General features: G+C 71.1%; 8 protein-coding genes. 5 read left to right on the plus strand and 3 right to left on the minus strand.

The genetic code is table 11. The features are described from left to right. Window positions 1-21: 21 nt before the first annotated feature. The 5 genes from GQR16_RS14895 (at window position 22) to GQR16_RS14915 (ending at window position 12233) form a co-directional block, all read left to right on the plus strand. Window positions 22-2991 carry an immunoglobulin-like domain-containing protein gene (locus GQR16_RS14895; protein ID WP_157415942.1) on the plus strand — a complete coding sequence of 990 codons (2970 nt, stop codon included), beginning with the start codon at window positions 22-24 and terminating at the stop codon, window positions 2989-2991. Window positions 2992-3139: 148 nt separating this feature from the next. Beyond that, a complete protein-coding gene (locus GQR16_RS20085; protein ID WP_157415943.1) occupies window positions 3140-6034 on the plus strand; it encodes an immunoglobulin-like domain-containing protein in 2895 nt (964 codons plus the stop codon). Then, a complete protein-coding gene (locus tag GQR16_RS14905; RefSeq protein ID WP_157415944.1) occupies window positions 6028-8262 on the plus strand; it encodes a family 43 glycosylhydrolase in 2235 nt (744 codons plus the stop codon). Before GQR16_RS20085 ends, GQR16_RS14905 begins: the two co-directional genes overlap by 7 nt. 115 nt (window positions 8263-8377) lie before the next feature. Then, window positions 8378-10594 carry a family 43 glycosylhydrolase gene (locus GQR16_RS14910; RefSeq protein ID WP_170298519.1) on the plus strand — a complete coding sequence of 739 codons (2217 nt, stop codon included), beginning with the start codon at window positions 8378-8380 and terminating at the stop codon, window positions 10592-10594. Window positions 10595-10805: 211 nt separating this feature from the next. Then, the gene (locus tag GQR16_RS14915; protein ID WP_157415946.1) at window positions 10806-12233 is read left to right on the plus strand and encodes an APC family permease; all 1428 of its coding nucleotides are present in this window, start codon (window positions 10806-10808) and stop codon (window positions 12231-12233) included. Window positions 12234-12304: 71 nt separating this feature from the next. On the opposite strand, the gene GQR16_RS14920 is transcribed toward GQR16_RS14915, so the two are convergent. The 3 genes from GQR16_RS14920 to GQR16_RS14930 are packed head-to-tail and all read right to left on the minus strand — an operon-like array spanning window position 12305 to window position 15863. Beyond that, window positions 12305-13669, minus strand: coding sequence for a class I SAM-dependent methyltransferase (locus GQR16_RS14920; protein ID WP_157415947.1), 1365 nt, complete (start codon window positions 13667-13669; stop codon window positions 12305-12307). Further along, on the minus strand, window positions 13666-15072 hold the full coding sequence (locus GQR16_RS14925; RefSeq protein ID WP_157415948.1) for an FAD-binding oxidoreductase: 1407 nt from the start codon (window positions 15070-15072) through the stop codon (window positions 13666-13668). The genes GQR16_RS14920 and GQR16_RS14925 overlap by 4 nt, the downstream gene beginning before the upstream one ends. A 47-nt stretch (window positions 15073-15119) precedes the next feature. Next, entirely contained in the window at window positions 15120-15863 is a 744-nt protein-coding gene (locus GQR16_RS14930) for a formylglycine-generating enzyme family protein (RefSeq protein ID WP_211373528.1), read from the minus strand. Between the last annotated feature and the right edge of the window lie 60 nt (window positions 15864-15923).

Here is a 15923-nt window from a genome sequence, read left to right on the forward strand (position 1 = left end):
ACGGCGACTGCAAGGAGAACCATGCACCCGTCCGCCCTCCTCCCCTCGTCCAGGTCGCGGCGACTGCTCGCCGCCACCCTCACCGGGGCCTTGGTCACCGGTCTGTGCCTGGCGGTCCCGCTCGCGGCCGAGGCGGCCGAACCGCCCCCCGCGACCGCGCACTACGACATGACGCACGCCGGCAACCAGCTGCTCGACATCTCGGGCAACGGGCGCAACGCCACCCTCACGGGCTTCACCGACGCCTCCTTCGCGGACGCCGGGGGCGACGCCGTGCTGCGGTTCAAGAAGGACGGCTACGCCGCCCTCCCCAAGGGGCTCGTGACCGGCACCGACAACGCGTTCACCGTCGAGTACACGGTCGCGACCCAGACCGCGACCAACCAGTTCGGCTGGGTCATCGGCGACGGCGTCGGCGCCTGGAACACCACCGCGCTCGGCAACCACGTGTTCGTCAACCCGCGATCGGGCGAGTCCGCGTACAGCAACGCCGTGCTCTCGGGCATCCGCGTGAAGTCGGGCACCGCCAACGGCGAGGTGCGCCTGCCCAACGGCGGCGGGCTGAACGCCGGCTTCACGACGCTGACCCTCGTCGGCAACGGCAACGCGCTCACGCTCTACCGCGACGGCGTGCAGATCTCGACCACCACCCACACCTACGCGATGAGCTCGATCATCCCGACCGGCACGACCCTCGGATACCTCGGCCGCTCGCTCTACACGGGCGACGCGCTCGTGCAGGCCGACGTCACCGACGTGAAGTTCTGGGACGTCTCGCTGAGCCAGGCCGAGGTCGCCGCGAGCATGCCGACCGCCGCCGCGAAAGCCGCTGCGAACGAGGCGCTCCTGCGGGCCGACCTGCTGCCGACCGTGCTCGGGGCCAACCCCTCGGCCTCGCAGGTCACGCGCAACCTGACCTTCCCCGCCTCCTCGAACGGCGTCGCCCTGACCTGGGCCTCGCAGAGCACCGCGGTGATCTCGAACACGGGCGTCGTCTCGCGCACCGTCACCGCCGACACCCCGGTGACGGTCACCGCCACCACCGCGACCGGAACGGTCATCACCTTCGCGTTCACGGTGCTCGCCGCCTCGCCGTCGGCCGACCTCGACGCGATCTCGCTCGCCACGCGCACCACCGAGAACCTCCCGCTCGTCACCAAGGGCTCCGTCAACGGGTCGGCCATCACGTGGACGTCTTCGGACCCCGAGCTCGTCACCCCGACCGACGCCGGCTACACCGCACCCGCCGTCGGGTCGGCCGACCCGTTCGCGGGCGGCGGCCTCGTCGCGCGCCCCGCCTACGGCGCCGGCGACCGCACGGTCACGCTGACCGCGCACGCGGCGCTCGGATCGACCACCGTCGAGAAGTCCTTCACCGTCGCGGTCGCCGAACACGGCCGCTCAGCGCCCGACGCCGGCTACGCCGCCGCCTACTTCAAGTCGGACGGCGACGAGAAGATCTACCAGGCCGCGACCTCGGGCAACGACTTCTTCACGTTCTCGCCCGTCAACGGCGGCGCCGCGGTGATCACCTCGACCACCGACACGAAGGGTCTCCGCGACCCGTACATCCTGCGCTCGCACGACGGCGACAAGTACTACATGGTCGCCACCGACCTCTGCATCAGCTGCGGCACCGGCTGGGGTCCCGCCCAGTCCGAGGGCAGCCTCAAGATCGAGGTGTGGGAGTCCGTCGACCTCGTGCACTGGACCCGCACGAACGGACTGAACACCGGCATCACGATCAACCAGCCCGCCGCCGGCATGACCTGGGCTCCCGAGGCGTACTGGGACGACGAACTGCAGTCCTACGTCGTCTTCTTCGCCTCGCGCCTCTACTCCGACGCCTCGCACACGAACAGCGACAAGCTGTACGCCCGCATGTTCTCGGTGCTGACCCGCGACTTCAAGACCTTCACCTCGCCGCCCGCGAGCTGGCAGGACACCGGATACGCCCGCATCGACTCCACCGTCACCAAGATCGGCGACTACTACTACCGGTTCACGAAGAACGAGGAGAGCGGCGCCGCCGGCACGCTCGAAGCCGGCAAGGACATCTTCCTCGAGCGTTCGAAGGTGCTCACCGCTCCGACGACCGCCTCGAACTGGAGCGCCGACCCGACCCAGACCTGGCAGCTCACCGACACCCGCATGACGAGTCTCGAGACGAGCCAGTCCGGTGAAGGGCCCGAGATCGTCAAGCTCAACGAGGGCGACCCGAACAACGCGAGCGGCGACGGCTACGCGTTCCTCGTCGACAACTACAGTGCGGGCGGCTACCGGGCCTTCCTCACGACGGGCGCCGAGATCGCGTCGAGCTCGCAGGCCGATCGCCTCTCCAAGCGCGCGAACTGGAACGTCCGCCCGGTCGGCGGCCTGCCCGCGAGCCCGCGCCACGGCGCCTTCGTGAGCGTGCCGCAGACGGTGCTCACCGCCATGCACGACTGGACCGGCATCACCGCCGTCGCCTCGACCACCGACCTGACGGCCGACGGTCGCCACGTCACGGCCGAGGTCGAGGCTGCCGACGGCGGCGACGTCGTGGGTACGGTCACGTTCTCCGGCGGCAGCTGGAGCAAGACCGTCGCACTGCACGACGGCTCGGCCACGGCCACCGTGCCGGCCGGCATCGGTGAGGTCACCGCGAAGTACGACGGCTACGCCGACGGCCTCGTCGCGACCTCGACCTCGGCGGCCGTCGAGCTGCAGGGCGGCCTCGAGCTGCAGGCCACCGCCGCGACCCGCTGCATCGCGGGCAAGGTCTCGCTCGTCGTCACCGCGAAGAACGTCGACGACCAGCGCGCCGACGTCGTGGTCCACACCTCCTACGGCGACAAGACGGTCTCGCTCGCCGCCGGGGCCTCGGTCTCGTCGACCTTCGCGACGCGCGCCGCCTCGATCCCCGCCGGCACGCTCACCCTCACGGGCAGCGCCGCCGACGGATCCACCTTCGAGGGAGCGTTCCCCACCCCCGCAGCCAACTGCGGCTGACCCATCAGGCGGTTCCGGATGCCGCGGCGGCGCGTCGCGGCATCCGGAGCCGTCCCCACCGGCCGGCACCTCCGGCCGGCACCACCGACCACCGGCGGCACCACGCACCGGCCCCACCACACCGCACCACCACACACATTGGAGTGACATGCGCGACACCTTCGTGCGGAAGCTGCGGACGGGGGCCGCCGTCGTGGCGGCCGCCGCCGCCTTCGCCGCCGTCGGGGCCATCGCCCCGCAGTCCGCCGACGCCGCCGAGGCGCCGGCCCCGCTGATCCACTACACCTTCGACGCCGCAGCGGCAGGGGTCGTCGCCGACGCCTCGGGCAACGGCTACGACGGCGTCATCAAGCAGACGGGCGCGACCGTCGACGGCGGTGCGCTGTCGCTCCCGGGCGGCGCGCGAGCGACCGCGGGCTACCTCGAGATTCCGAGCACGGGGCTCGTCGGCAAGACCCAGCTCACCGTCTCGACCTGGCTCGAGAACCGCACCGGCCCCGCCAACGTCGCCGCCGCCTTCATCGGCGCGCCCGTGGCATCCGGCGCCTCCTACTCCAGCGCCTACTGGCTGCTGAACCCGACCAACCCCAGCGGCTACGTGAAGTCCGCGCTCACGAACACCGTCAGCGCGACAGCCCCGTGGGGCACCGAGGTCGGCGCGGGCGCGACGAACGCGGCCACCACCGGCATCAAGACGCCCACGGGCATGGCGCTGTACACGAGCGTCATCGACGGCGTCGCGGGCAAGCTCACGACCTACGTCAACGGCGCCCAGATCAGCCAGGTCACGATCGCACGCAACGTGTCGTCGTTCGGCTCCAGCCTCGTGTCGTACCTCGGCCGGTCGACCTACGCCGACAACGGCTGGGCCGGATCGGTCGGCGACTACGCGGTGTACGGCGCCGCGCTCGACTCGGCCACGGTGCAGCAGCTCTTCGCCGACCAGGCGCTGGCCGGCGCGACCGCCGCCGTCTCGGTCGCCTCGACGGCGACCGCGAACTTCACGCTGCCGACGGCGAGCCACGGCGCGGCCATCTCGTGGGCCTCCGACTCGTCGGCGATCGCCGTGACCGGCGGCGCCGCGACCGTCACCCGCCCCGCGGGCGGCTCGGCGGACGCCTCGGTCACACTGACGGCGACGTTCACCGCGGGCGGCGCGACCGCGACGCGCACCTTCGGCGTGACCGTGCCCGCACAGCTCTCAGACCAGGCGAAGGTCGACGCCGACGCCGCGGCCATCTCGCTGCCGGTCTCGGCAGGCGACGTGCGCACGAGCTTCTCGGTGCCGACCGTCGGAGCCAACGGCTCGGCCATCGCCTGGGCCGTGACCGACGGCGCCGCGGTCGCGAGCGTGCGTGCCGGGGTCAAGGCGGGCACCGCCACGATCGCGATCACGCGCCCCGCGGCCTCCGCCCAGGTCTCGCTCACCGCGACCGCGACGAGCGGCGCCGCCACGACCGCGCGCACGTTCGCGCTGACCGTGCCGGCGAAGCCCGCCGACGCCGACGACCCCGAGGCCTACGTCTGGGCGTTCTTCACGGGCGAGGGCGCCGGCGCCGAGCGCGTCAGCCTCGCCGCCTCGAAGGGCAACGACGCGCTGCGCTGGAACACGCTGAACGGCGGCGAGCCGATCTTCACCTCGACGCAGGGCACGACCGGCCTCCGCGACCCGTTCATCATCCGCTCGCACGAGGGCGACAAGTTCTACATGCTCGCCACCGACCTCAAGGTCGCCGGACTCGCCGGCGGCTTCACGACCGCGCAGCTCTCGGGCTCCCTCGCGATCGAGGTCTGGGAGTCGACCGACCTCGTCAACTGGTCGAACCAGCGCCACATCCAGGTCTCGACGCCCTACGCCGGCAACACGTGGGCACCCGAGGCGTACTGGGACGACGAGCTCGGCCGGTACGTGGTGTTCTGGGCCTCGAACCTCTACGCCGACACCAACGCGGCATCTCGCACGGCCGTGACCTACAACCGCATGGTCTACGCCACGACCGACGACTTCGTCACCTTCTCGGAGCCGCAGGTCTGGTCCGACGTCAAGCGCGGCACGGGCCTCGGCCTGATCGACTCGACGGTCGCCGAGCAGGACGGCATCTTCTACCGCTTCACGAAGGACGAGGCGTCGATGACCATCCGCGAGGAGAAGTCGACGAACCTGCTCGCCACGATCACCGGCTCGCTGCCCGGCACCTCGGGCGCGGCCGACCAGTGGACGCTCGTGAAGGAGAAGGTCGCGACCGGCCTGCCGAACGGCGAGCCCGGCGGCACCTACTCGAGCGGCGAGGGACCGAGCATCTTCCCGTCGAACCCGGGCGACGTGAACGGCTTCGAGTGGTACCTCTTCATCGACCAGCCCTCGTACCACGGCGGCCCGAACTACTACATCCCGTTCGGCTCGGGCGACATCACCGACGGCAACTCGTGGCAGCCCCTCGGTGCGACGCTGCGCGCGAACCTGCCGCAGAACAGCGACGGCGGCAAGCCGCGGCACGGCACCGTCATCCCGGTGACGCGCGCCGAGTACCAGAAGGTGCTCGAGGCGTACGCCCCGGCCGTCGCGGTCGCCGAGGTCGCCCCGATCGAGGTGACCACGCGCGCCGGCCAGGCTCCGGTGCTGCCGAAGGCGTCGCTCACGACCGCCGCCGGCGCGACGAAGCAGGCCGACGTCGTTTGGGCGACCGTGCCCGCGGGCGACTACGCGGCACCCGGCACCTTCACGGTGCGCGGCGTCGCGCAGGACGACTCGCGGATGCCGGTGACGGCCACCGTGACCGTCACGCCCGGCGTCGAGGTGGTCGCCGAGACGCGCTGCGTGGTCGGCAAGGTCTCGCTCGTCGCGAAGGCCACCAACCGGGCATCGCAGAGCGCGAACGTGACCGTCTCGTCGGCCTACGGCGAGCGCGCGATCGCACTCGCCGCCGGCGCGACGCAGTCGATCACCTTCTCGAGCCGTCTCGCGACCGTGCCGGCCGGGCAGGTCACGGCGACGGTCGACGGCGTGGCGGTCACCGCCGCCTACGAGGGCCGCACATGCTGAAGCGCGCGCCCCGCGGCATCCGGAACCTGATCCACACGGCCCTGGTCGCCGCGCTGGCGATCGGGGGCGTGACCGGACTCACGGCCCTCGACGCCGCGCAGGCGCCGTCCGCCGAGGCGATCGGCTCCGACACGTTCACCAACCCACTCGCGCCCGACACGGCCGACCCGACCATCGAGTTCCACGACGGCAACTACTACCTGGTGTCGACGACGTGGGACAACCGGGTCGTCATGCGCAAGGCGCCGACCCTCGCCGGGCTCGGCACCACGAAGCCGGTGACGGTGTACTCCGACACCAACACCGGCCGCAACGGCAACATGTGGGCGCCCGAGCTGCAGCGCCTCGAAGGGCCGAACGGCTGGCGCTGGTACCTCATGTACACGATGGGCGTGTCGGGCGACTACGGCACGCAGCACCTCCAGGTGATCGAGAGCGCGGCGGACGACCCGATGGGCCCCTACACGTACAAGGGCCGTCCGATCCCGACCGACGCCTGGAACATCGACGGCGCGTACCTCGAGCTGAACGGCGAGCTGTTCGTGACCTGGTCGGCGTTCGCGCCCGACGGGCTGCAGAGCAACTACATCGCACGCATGTCGAACCCGTGGACGGCGACCGGAACCGGCAACATCCTGTCGCAGCCCACCGAGCCGTGGGAGGTCATCGGGCAGCCCGTGAACGAGGGGCCGATCCCCCTGCAGAAGGACGGCAGGACCTGGATCGTCTACTCGGCGAGCTTCTGCGGCACCGAGGACTACCAGCTCGGCACGCTCGAGTACGAGGGCGGCGACCCCGCACTCGCAGCCTCGTGGCGGAAGAGCGACGGTCCCGTCTTCTCGAAGGCGAACGGCGTCTACGGCACCGGGCACAACGACTTCTTCGAGTCGCCCGACGGCACCGAGACGTGGAACCTGTACCACGCCAACGCCCGCGCCGACGGCGGCTGCAGTCGCGAACGGTCGGCCCGTGCGCAGATCGTGGACTGGACGGATGCCGGTGAGCCCGACTTCGGCGTTCCGCAGGCCACGTCGACGGCGGTCGCGGTGCCGAGCGGCGAGAACGCGCCGATCACGGCCCGGGTCGAGGGCGCCAGGTGGAACCTGGTCAGCCGCAGCACCGGGCTGTGCGCCACCGTGCCGTCGGCCGAGAGCGGCGCCGCACTCGTGCAGGGCGACTGCGCCTCGTCGCGATCGCGCTTCGTGCTCGACACCACCGGCGACGGGTACCTGCGCATCGTGAACGCGGTGAGCGGCACCTCGCTCGGGCCCGACGCCTGCGCTTCGGCGCAGGGCGCCGGAGTGACGCAGACGCCCTTCGTCACGACCGGATGCCAGCAGTGGACGGTCGCGCAGACCACCGGCGGCTGGTCGAAGCTCACGAACCGCACGAGCGGCAAGGTGCTCGCCGCAGCCGGCGCTTCGGCGGGCTCGACGGGTTCGACGGGGGCCGCGATCGTGCAGTCGACCGCGAACGCGTCGGCCGGCCAGGACTGGGCGCTCCGCCCGGCCGGCTCGGTCGCCGTGACGTCGATCGCCTCGGGCAAGGCGCTCGAGGTCCCGGGCTGCACGACCGCCGACGGCGCGATCCTGCAGCAGCGCGAGTACACCGGCACCGCGTGCCAGGGCGTGACCTTCACGGCCGCGGCGAACGGCGAGTCCGAGATCCACCTCGGCTCGGCGCCCGCGAAGTGCCTCTCGGTGACCGGCGGTTCGTCGGCGGACTCCGCGACCGTCACGCAGGGCGCGTGCGGCGTGGCCGGCAGCAGCTGGCGCGTGCTCGTGAGCAACGACGGCGTCGTGGAGTTCCGCAACGGCACGAGCCTGAAGGCGCTCGACCTGTCGTTCTGCGCGGCGGCCGACGGCACCCGCGTGCACCAGTACAGCGTGCTGAACAACGACTGCCAGCGCTACCGCATCGCGTCGGTCGCGGCCGACCCGGTCGCCCCCGCCGCCGTCGAGGCGACCGCGACCACGCGGTGCGTCGCGGGCAAGGCGGTCGTCGTGACCACCGTGCGCAACGCCGACGACGTGCAGCTCGACGTCACGGCGACGAGCGCCTACGGCGCGAAGTCGTACGCCCTCGACGCCGACGCCTCGGCGAGCGCGTCGTTCCCGAGCCGCGCGAAGTCGATCGCCGCAGGCACGGTGACCGTCGCGGCAACCGACCCCGCCGCCACGGGCCGCTCGCTGAGCGTCACGGCCGCGTACCCGGCGACGGGCTGCTGAGGCATCCGAACCGAGCGCGACCACGAGGGCGCCGTCGCCGAACCGGCGGCGGCGCCCTCGTCGCGATGCGCCCCGACGACCCTGCACCACCAACCGAACGAATCGAGGATCGATGATGCCCTCTTCCGTATTCCATGACCGAACCCGCGACCCGCGTCCACGCGGCGCGACGAGGCGACGCTCCGCCGCGGCATCCGTCGTCGTGGGCGCCGTCGTGGCGTCGACGCTGCTCGCCGGGCCGCCGGCGCTCGCCGCCGACGCCCCGCCCCAGCCGATCGCGTCGTACGCGTTCGACGACGGCACCCTCCAGGACTCGGTGGGCACCGCCCACCTCACCGCATCGGGCACCGCCGCCGTGGCGACCGACGCCGAGCGCGGCAAGGTGCTGCGCCTCGACGGCACGGCGAACGGGTTCGCGGCGTTCCCGCGCGGCTTCTTCGACGGCCGCTCGAGCATGACCGTCTCGCTCGATGTGAAGAGCGAGAAGGCGAGCGGCAACTTCTTCACGTTCGCGTTCGGCGCGGACTCGAACAAGTACTCCTTCTTCCGGGTGCGCGGGGCCGACGTGCGAACCGCGATCACGCAGACCTCGTGGCAGAACGAGTCGGCCGTCACGGGCACGGTCACGAGCGGGGCCTGGCACCACTACGACCTCGTGTTCGACGGGGCGAAGCTGACGACGTACGTCGACGGCGCGAAGCTCGGCGAGAACTCCGCGCTGAACACGACGGTGTCCGACCTCGGGTCGAACCTGTACGGCTACCTCGGCAAGTCGCTCTACGCGGCCGACGAGTACTTCAAGGGCTCGTTCGACGACGTGCAGGTGTTCGACCGGGCGCTCTCGGCATCCGAGGTGCTCACGAACGCCGGCGCGACCGATCAGCTGACGGATGTCTCGCTGGCCGACCCCGCGCAGCTGAAGCTCGCCCCGATCGTGAACGGCACCGCCCGCACGGCGATCCTCCCGGTGAGGCCGGGCACGGATGTCTCGGCGCTCGCCCCGACGTTCGTCGCCGCGGCCGGCGTGACCGTGTCGCCCGCGTCGGGCTCGACGGTCGACCTGCGCTCCCCCGTCGCCTACACGCTGACGGCGCCCGGTGGTGCGGCCTCGACGTGGACGCTGTCGGCGCAGGCCGTGAACAGCCCGGTGCTGCCCGGCCTGTACGCCGACCCGAACATCGCGGTCTTCGGCGACACCTACTACCTCTATGCGACGACCGACGGCACCGCGGGGTGGGGCGGCAAGGACTTCTACGTGTGGAAGTCGGCCGACCTCGTGAACTGGACCCGTTCCGCGCAGCCGTTCCTCACCCTCGACGGAGCCGATGGCAACGTGCCGTGGGCGACGGGCAACGCGTGGGCTCCGACGATCATCGAACGCGACGGCCGGTACTTCTTCTACTTCAGCGGCCACAACGCGTCGCTGAACCGCAAGACGATCGGCGTGGCCGTGGCCGACAGCCCCGAGGGGCCGTTCACCGCGCAGCCGACCGCGATGATCCTCAACAACGAGGCCGTGACCTCCGGCCAGGCCATCGATCCCGCCGCGTTCCACGATCCGGTGACGGGCAGGTACTACCTCTACTGGGGCAACGGCAGCCCGGTGTTCGCCGAGCTGAGCGACACCATGACGTCGCTCAAGCCCGGCACGATCTCGGCGATGAGCGGGCTCACGTCGTACCGCGAGGGGTCGTTCATGAACTACCGCGACGGCCTGTACCACCTCACCTACGCGATCGACGACACCGGCTCCGAGAACTACCGCGTCGGCTATGCCACGTCGACGAGTGCGACCGGCCCGTGGACGTACCGCGGCGTGATCCTCCAGAAGGACCTCTCGCTCGGCATCAAGGGCACGGGGCACAGCTCGATCATCAACGTGCCGGGTACCGACGACTGGTACATCGCCTACCACCGCTTCGCGATGCCGAACGGCGACGGCACGCACCGCGAGACGACGATCGACAAGCTGACGATCGGCGCCGACGGGCTCTTCCAGACCGTGCAGCCGACGCTCACGAGCGTCTCGCCGCAGTTCATCGGCGGCCAGGTGGAGGTGTCGGCGTTCGCAACCACCCGGTGCGTCGCCGGCAAGGCCGTGCTCGCGGTCACTGCGACGAACGAGTCCGACGAACCCGTCGCCGTGGCCGTCGAGACGCCGTACGGATCGAAGCAGGTCGCCGCCCTCGCCGCGGGCGCCTCGACCAGTGCGACCTTCGCGAGCCGACTCGTCGCGCTGCCCGCAGGCACGACGACCGTCACTGCGGCCGGGGCCGACTCCTCGGCCACCGACTCCGTCTCGGCCGGCTACGCCGCGCGGAGCTGCGGCTGACGCGGACTCGCCGACCAGCGCGCAGTGAATGACGGAGGCGCCGCCGCCCATCGGGTGGCGGCGTCTTCGTGCACCCGCACCACGCGCCCGACGCAATGGACGCCGAGACGGGTCGGAGCCTCCGAACTCGCCGGGCTGGCGATGTCGGGCCGAGCGCGAGTAGCGTAGCGTCGCCCCGCTCGATCGATGGCGATGACGACAGGAACCACCCATGACCACTTCCGCACCCACCGCGCACCCCGTGAAGCTCCGGCGTTCGCTCGGGCTCTGGGCGATCGTCGCCCTCGGCCTCGGCTACATGACGCCGATGACGGTGTTCGACACGTTCGGCTACGTCTCCGACGAGAGCGGCGGAGTGGTGCCGCTCGCCTACCTGTTCGCACTCGTGGTGATGCTCTTCACCGCGATCAGCTACGGGCGCATGACGCGCGTGTACCCCTCGGCGGGCTCGGCGTACACGTACGCGTCCGAGACGATCCACCCGAACGTCGGCTTCCTCGTCGGGTGGACGGCGCTGCTCGACTACCTGCTGCTGCCGCTCGTGAACGCGCTGCTGCTGCGCCAGTACTTCGAGGCCTTCTTCCCCGACATCTCGGGCTGGGTGTGGGTCGGCGCCTACGTCGCCCTCATCACGCTCCTGAACCTCTGGAGCATCACGTCGACCTCCCGCGTGAACGCGACGCTGCTGGTCTTCCAGGTCGTGCTCATCCTCGTGTTCATCGGCCTCGCGTGGGGCGCGCTCAACGCGGGCGCCGGCAACGGCACGCCGTTCAGCATCGAACCGCTGTACCACGCGAACGTGCAGATCGCGACGGTCATCAGCGCAGCCACCATCGTCTGCTTCTCGTTCATCGGCTTCGACGCGATCACGATGTACACCGAAGAGGCGAAGGACGCGAACACCGTGCCGAAGGCGATCGTGCTCTCGCTGCTCATCGGCGGCGGGCTGTTCTTCGTCGCCGGTTGGTTCACGCAGTCGCTCTTCCCGAGCGTCGAGGGCCTCACCGAGGGCACGGCGCTGCCCGAGCTCGCCTACTCGGTCGGCGGCATGCTCTTCCAGATCCTCTTCGTCGCGGCCGCCGTCGCCGCCGTCGCCGCGTCGAGCCTCGCCTCGCACGCGAGCGTCTCGCGCATGATCTACGTCATGGGACGCAACGGCACCGGTCCGATCAGCCGCCGCCTGTCGTACGTGCACCCTCGGTTCCAGACCCCCGCGGTCGCGATCGTGCTCGTCGGCATCGTCTCGCTGTTCGCGGCGGTGGCCGACCTCGACTTCGTGTTCTCGCTCATCAACTTCGGCGCGCTCATCGCGTTCACGGTCGTGAACATCACGGTCATCCTGCACTTCGCGGTGCGCCGCCGTGAGGTGAAGACGGGGTCGCAGATCGTGCGCAACATCGTGCTGCCGGTCATCGGCGTCGTGCTCACCGTGGTGCTGTGGCTCAACATCAGCAGCGACGCGATGATCTACGGCCTGCTCTGGCTCTCGATCGGCGTCATCATCCTGCTGGCCCTGACCCGCCTGTTCCGCCGCCCGATGCGGCTCTCGCTCGAAGAGGACCAGGTGATCTCCACGGGCGACGAGGGCGAAGACGCGCTGCTCGCCGAGGACCGTCGGCGACTCGATTCCAACGAGTAGCGTCCGCATGCGAGGGGCGGATGCCGCGGCATCCGCCCCTCGTCATGTCGACGTCGCCCCGGCCGGGCGGGTTACGAGACCCACCACGGCCGCAGCGGAAGCCCGCCGTTGCCGCCGTGCTCGTCGGGCTTGACGGCCAGCACCTGGTGCAACTGGATGCCGCCGGTCTCGAACGCGAGCCGCGAGCCGGCCATGTAGAGGCCCCACACCTTGGCGGTGGGCAGGCCGACCTCGGCGACCGCCTCGTCCCAGTGCGCGACGAGGTTGGCGCACCAGTCGCGCAGGGTCAGCGCGTAGTGGTCGCGCAGGTTCTCCTCGTGCAGCACCTCGAACCCGACGTCCTGCGCCTCGCGGATGATGCGGCCCGAGCCCGTGAGCTCGCCGTCGGGGAAGACGTACCGGTCGATGAACCCCCGCGCCGAGGCTTGCGAGGTGTTGTCGGGGCGCGTGATGCAGTGGTTGAGCAGCAGCCCGCCCTGGCGTAACCGGGATTGCAGGAACCGGAAGTACGACGCGTAGTTCTTCACGCCGATGTGCTCGAGCAGCCCGATCGACGAGACCGCGTCGAAGCCGGTCTCGCGGATGTCGCGGTAGTCGCCGAAGCGCACCTCGGCGAGCTCGCCCAGCCCCTCGTGGGCGATGGCGCGCTGCGCCCACGTCGTCTGCTCCTCCGACAACGTGACGCCGATGGCCCGCACGCCGCGGCGCGCGGCGTAGCGCACCATGCCGCCCCAGCCGCATCCGACGTCGAGCAGTCGGTCGCCCGGCTTCAGCCGCAGCTTCTCGAACACGAGCCGGTACTTGTTCTCCTGCGCCTCGTCGAGCGACGCCTCGAGGTTCGGATAGCAGGCGCACGTGTACGTCATCGACGGCCCGAGCACCCACTCGTAGAACGTGTTCGAGACGTCGTAGTGATGGTGGATCGCCTCGGCATCGCGCGACTTGCTGTGCCGCAGGCCCTCGGCGACACGACGCCACCTCGGCGGCACCTCCTGCGGCGGCGGGGCGATCGGGCGCAGGTGCTCGACCCCGATCGAGCGCACGACGTGGGCCATGACCCGCGGCGGCGGCAGCTTGAACACGAGCTCGTCGGCGAGCGCCGCGAGCAGTTCGTAGGGGTCGCCCGGGTGCACGCCGTGCACCTCGAGATCGCCCGCGATGTAGGCGCGCGCCAGGCCCAGATCGCCGCGCCCGGTCGCGAGGTAGGTCGTGCCGCGCGGCGTCAGCAGCTCGATGCCGAGCGCCGCATCGGGCGGCCCCGCCGAGCTTCCGTCGTAGGCCGTGAAGCGCAGGGGCAGACGGCCGCCCGCGAAGATCTCGAGGATCTGCGCCAGCGAGAGCCTGCCGGCGTCATCCGGCCCGCCAGCGGCATCCGACCGGCCGATCGGGTCAGGTCTTCCGGCATATTCGGTTCCGGGGCCCTTGGTCGTCGTCATCGTCGTTGCACCGCCTTCGCATAGAGATCGAGCAATCGGGAGTCGGGGTCGTAGCGCTGCTTCACGGCCCGGTACGCGTCGCCGCCGTACAGCGCGTCGAATTCGTCGCGCTCGTAGAACGCGTCGGAGTAGAGCGACTTGTGCCCGTCGAGCGCGCTCACCTCGCGCTCGATGCGGCGGTTCGTCTCGCCCTCGGTCGCCCCCACCGGCACCGTCGACCAGAAGCCGACGTTGACGTAGGTGCGGCCGCGGCGAAGCGGGTAGAGCGGCCACTCGGCCTCACCCCTGAGCCGCAGCGGGCACAGCCAGATCGGCTCGATCGGCACGTTCGCGAGGAACCAGTCGAGGAACTCGGCGCACCGCTCGATCGGCACCTCGACGTCTTGGATCACGCGCTCGCGCGGCGGCCGCCCCTGCACCCGCTCGAGGCGATCGCCGATGTCGAACCGGCGCTCGAGGCGCATGAGGCGGCCGTAGAAGCTGCTGCGCCTGAGCCGCCGGGGCCAGACACGACGGGCGAGCGGATGCTGCGCCCCGAACGCCTGCGAGCACCAGAACCAGTCGGCGTCCCACCGCCAGAGGTAGTCGTGCGCGGTGAGCCGGTCGCGCCTCACCCCGTCGCCGTGCTGGATCGAACGGTAGTAGACCTGCTGGCGGGTGTAGTCGCTGACCGGGCCGCGCTCGGCGGTCTGCGTGCCGAGGCACAGGTAGCTCTCGCGGGCGCTGAACACGACCCCGTCCAGATAATCGACCCACAGGTCGCCGTATCTGCCCGAGTCGACGATGCGCTCCATCTCGGCCATGAGGTCTCGGAGGTCGTCGAACCGCACGTGCGTCAGCGCGACGAACGGCTGCACCGGCTCGAGCTCGATGCGCAGGCGCACGGCGTACCCGAGCGTGCCGTACGAGTTCGGGAACGCGCGGAACAGGTCGGCGTGCTCTCCTCCGGCGCCGCCCGCACCGGGCTCGCCGCGCGCCGCCGTGACCACCTCGCCGGCTCCTGTGAGCACGTCCATCTCGAGCACCGACTCGTGCGGCAGCCCGTTGCGGAACGACGTCGACTCGATGCCGAGGCCCGTCACCGCTCCCCCGAGCGTGATCGTCTTCAGCTGCGGCACGACGAGCGGTGCGAGCCCGAACGGCAGCGTCGCCGCCACGAGGTCTTCATACGTGCACATGCCCGCGACGTCGGCCGTGCGCGCCTCGGGGTCGACCGAGATGACGTGCGTCAGGCCCGACGTGTCGAGCCCCGCGGCATCCGCCCTCGTCCTGGTCCTGAAGAGGTTCGACGTGCGCTTCGCGAGTCGGACCGCGGATGTCGCGGGCACGGTCCGATAGCTCGCGAGCAGGCGCTCGACGCCGGCGTCGTGAGCGGTGCGTGCGGCGGTCGCAGCAGCGGACACGCCCCCACGCTAGTCCGCGGGGGCCGCCGTGACTACGGCCGGATCGCTCAGCCGCGCGGCGTCCACCCCGACGGCAGCGGACCGTCGATCGTCGCGCGCTCCTCGTCGGCCGCCGCAGACCAGCCCTGCGCGGCATCCGTCGCATCGAAGCCGCCGCGCGCGACGCGGAACCCGACGTCCTCGTGGTGCATGCGAGGTGCACCGCCCCGGCGCACCGAGGCGCGCACGCTCCACGCGTCGTCGGCGAATCCGCCGCCGCGGAACACGCGGTAGGCGTCGTAGCGGGCCGGGTCGAGCAGGTCCCAGCACCACTCCCACACGTTGCCGAGCGTGTCGAACAGGCCGTTGAGATTCGGATGCTTGCCGCCGACGTTCTGCGGCGAGGTCACCCCGTCGGCGCTCGTCCAGGCGATCTCGTCGAGCGGGCCGTAGTGCGGCTTGGTCGACCCGGCCCGGCACGCGAACTCCCATTCGGCCTCGGTCGGAAGTCGGAATCCGTCGGCATCCACGTGCCACGTGACGTCTTCGCCGTCGTACGTGTACGCGGGCTCGAGGCCCTCCCATTCGGAGGCCGCGTTGCAGAACCGGACCGCCCGCAGCCAGCTCACGTCGGTCGCCGGCCGCCGCGGATGCACCGCCGCCTCGCCGATCAACTCGGCGACCTGCTCCTGCGTCACGGGGTAGACCCCGATCTCGAACGGTTCGAGCTCCACGCTCCACCGCACCTTGCGGCGGGCGTCGTGCAGGGTGACGCTGCCGCCGCCGATGCTCGCCATCTCGATGTCCGTCACCGGGGCAGTCTCCCACGGCCCACCGAAGATGACGCCGACGCCGCCACCTGCGCGCGGTCG

It is taken from the genome of Agromyces allii (assembly GCF_009749385.1).
In the GTDB taxonomy this organism is placed as follows: Bacteria; Actinomycetota; Actinomycetes; order Actinomycetales; family Microbacteriaceae; genus Agromyces; species Agromyces allii.

Coding starts and splice junctions, on each gene's coding strand:
- GQR16_RS14895 (WP_157415942.1), top strand. CDS start 22: ATGCACCCGTCCGCCCTCCTCCCCTCGTCCAGGTCGCGGCGACTGCTC.
- GQR16_RS20085 (WP_157415943.1), top strand. CDS start 3,140: ATGCGCGACACCTTCGTGCGGAAGCTGCGGACGGGGGCCGCCGTCGTG.
- GQR16_RS14905 (WP_157415944.1), top strand. CDS start 6,028: ATGCTGAAGCGCGCGCCCCGCGGCATCCGGAACCTGATCCACACGGCC.
- GQR16_RS14910 (WP_170298519.1), top strand. CDS start 8,378: ATGCCCTCTTCCGTATTCCATGACCGAACCCGCGACCCGCGTCCACGC.
- GQR16_RS14915 (WP_157415946.1), top strand. CDS start 10,806: ATGACCACTTCCGCACCCACCGCGCACCCCGTGAAGCTCCGGCGTTCG.
- GQR16_RS14920 (WP_157415947.1), bottom strand. CDS start 13,669: ATGACGACGACCAAGGGCCCCGGAACCGAATATGCCGGAAGACCTGAC.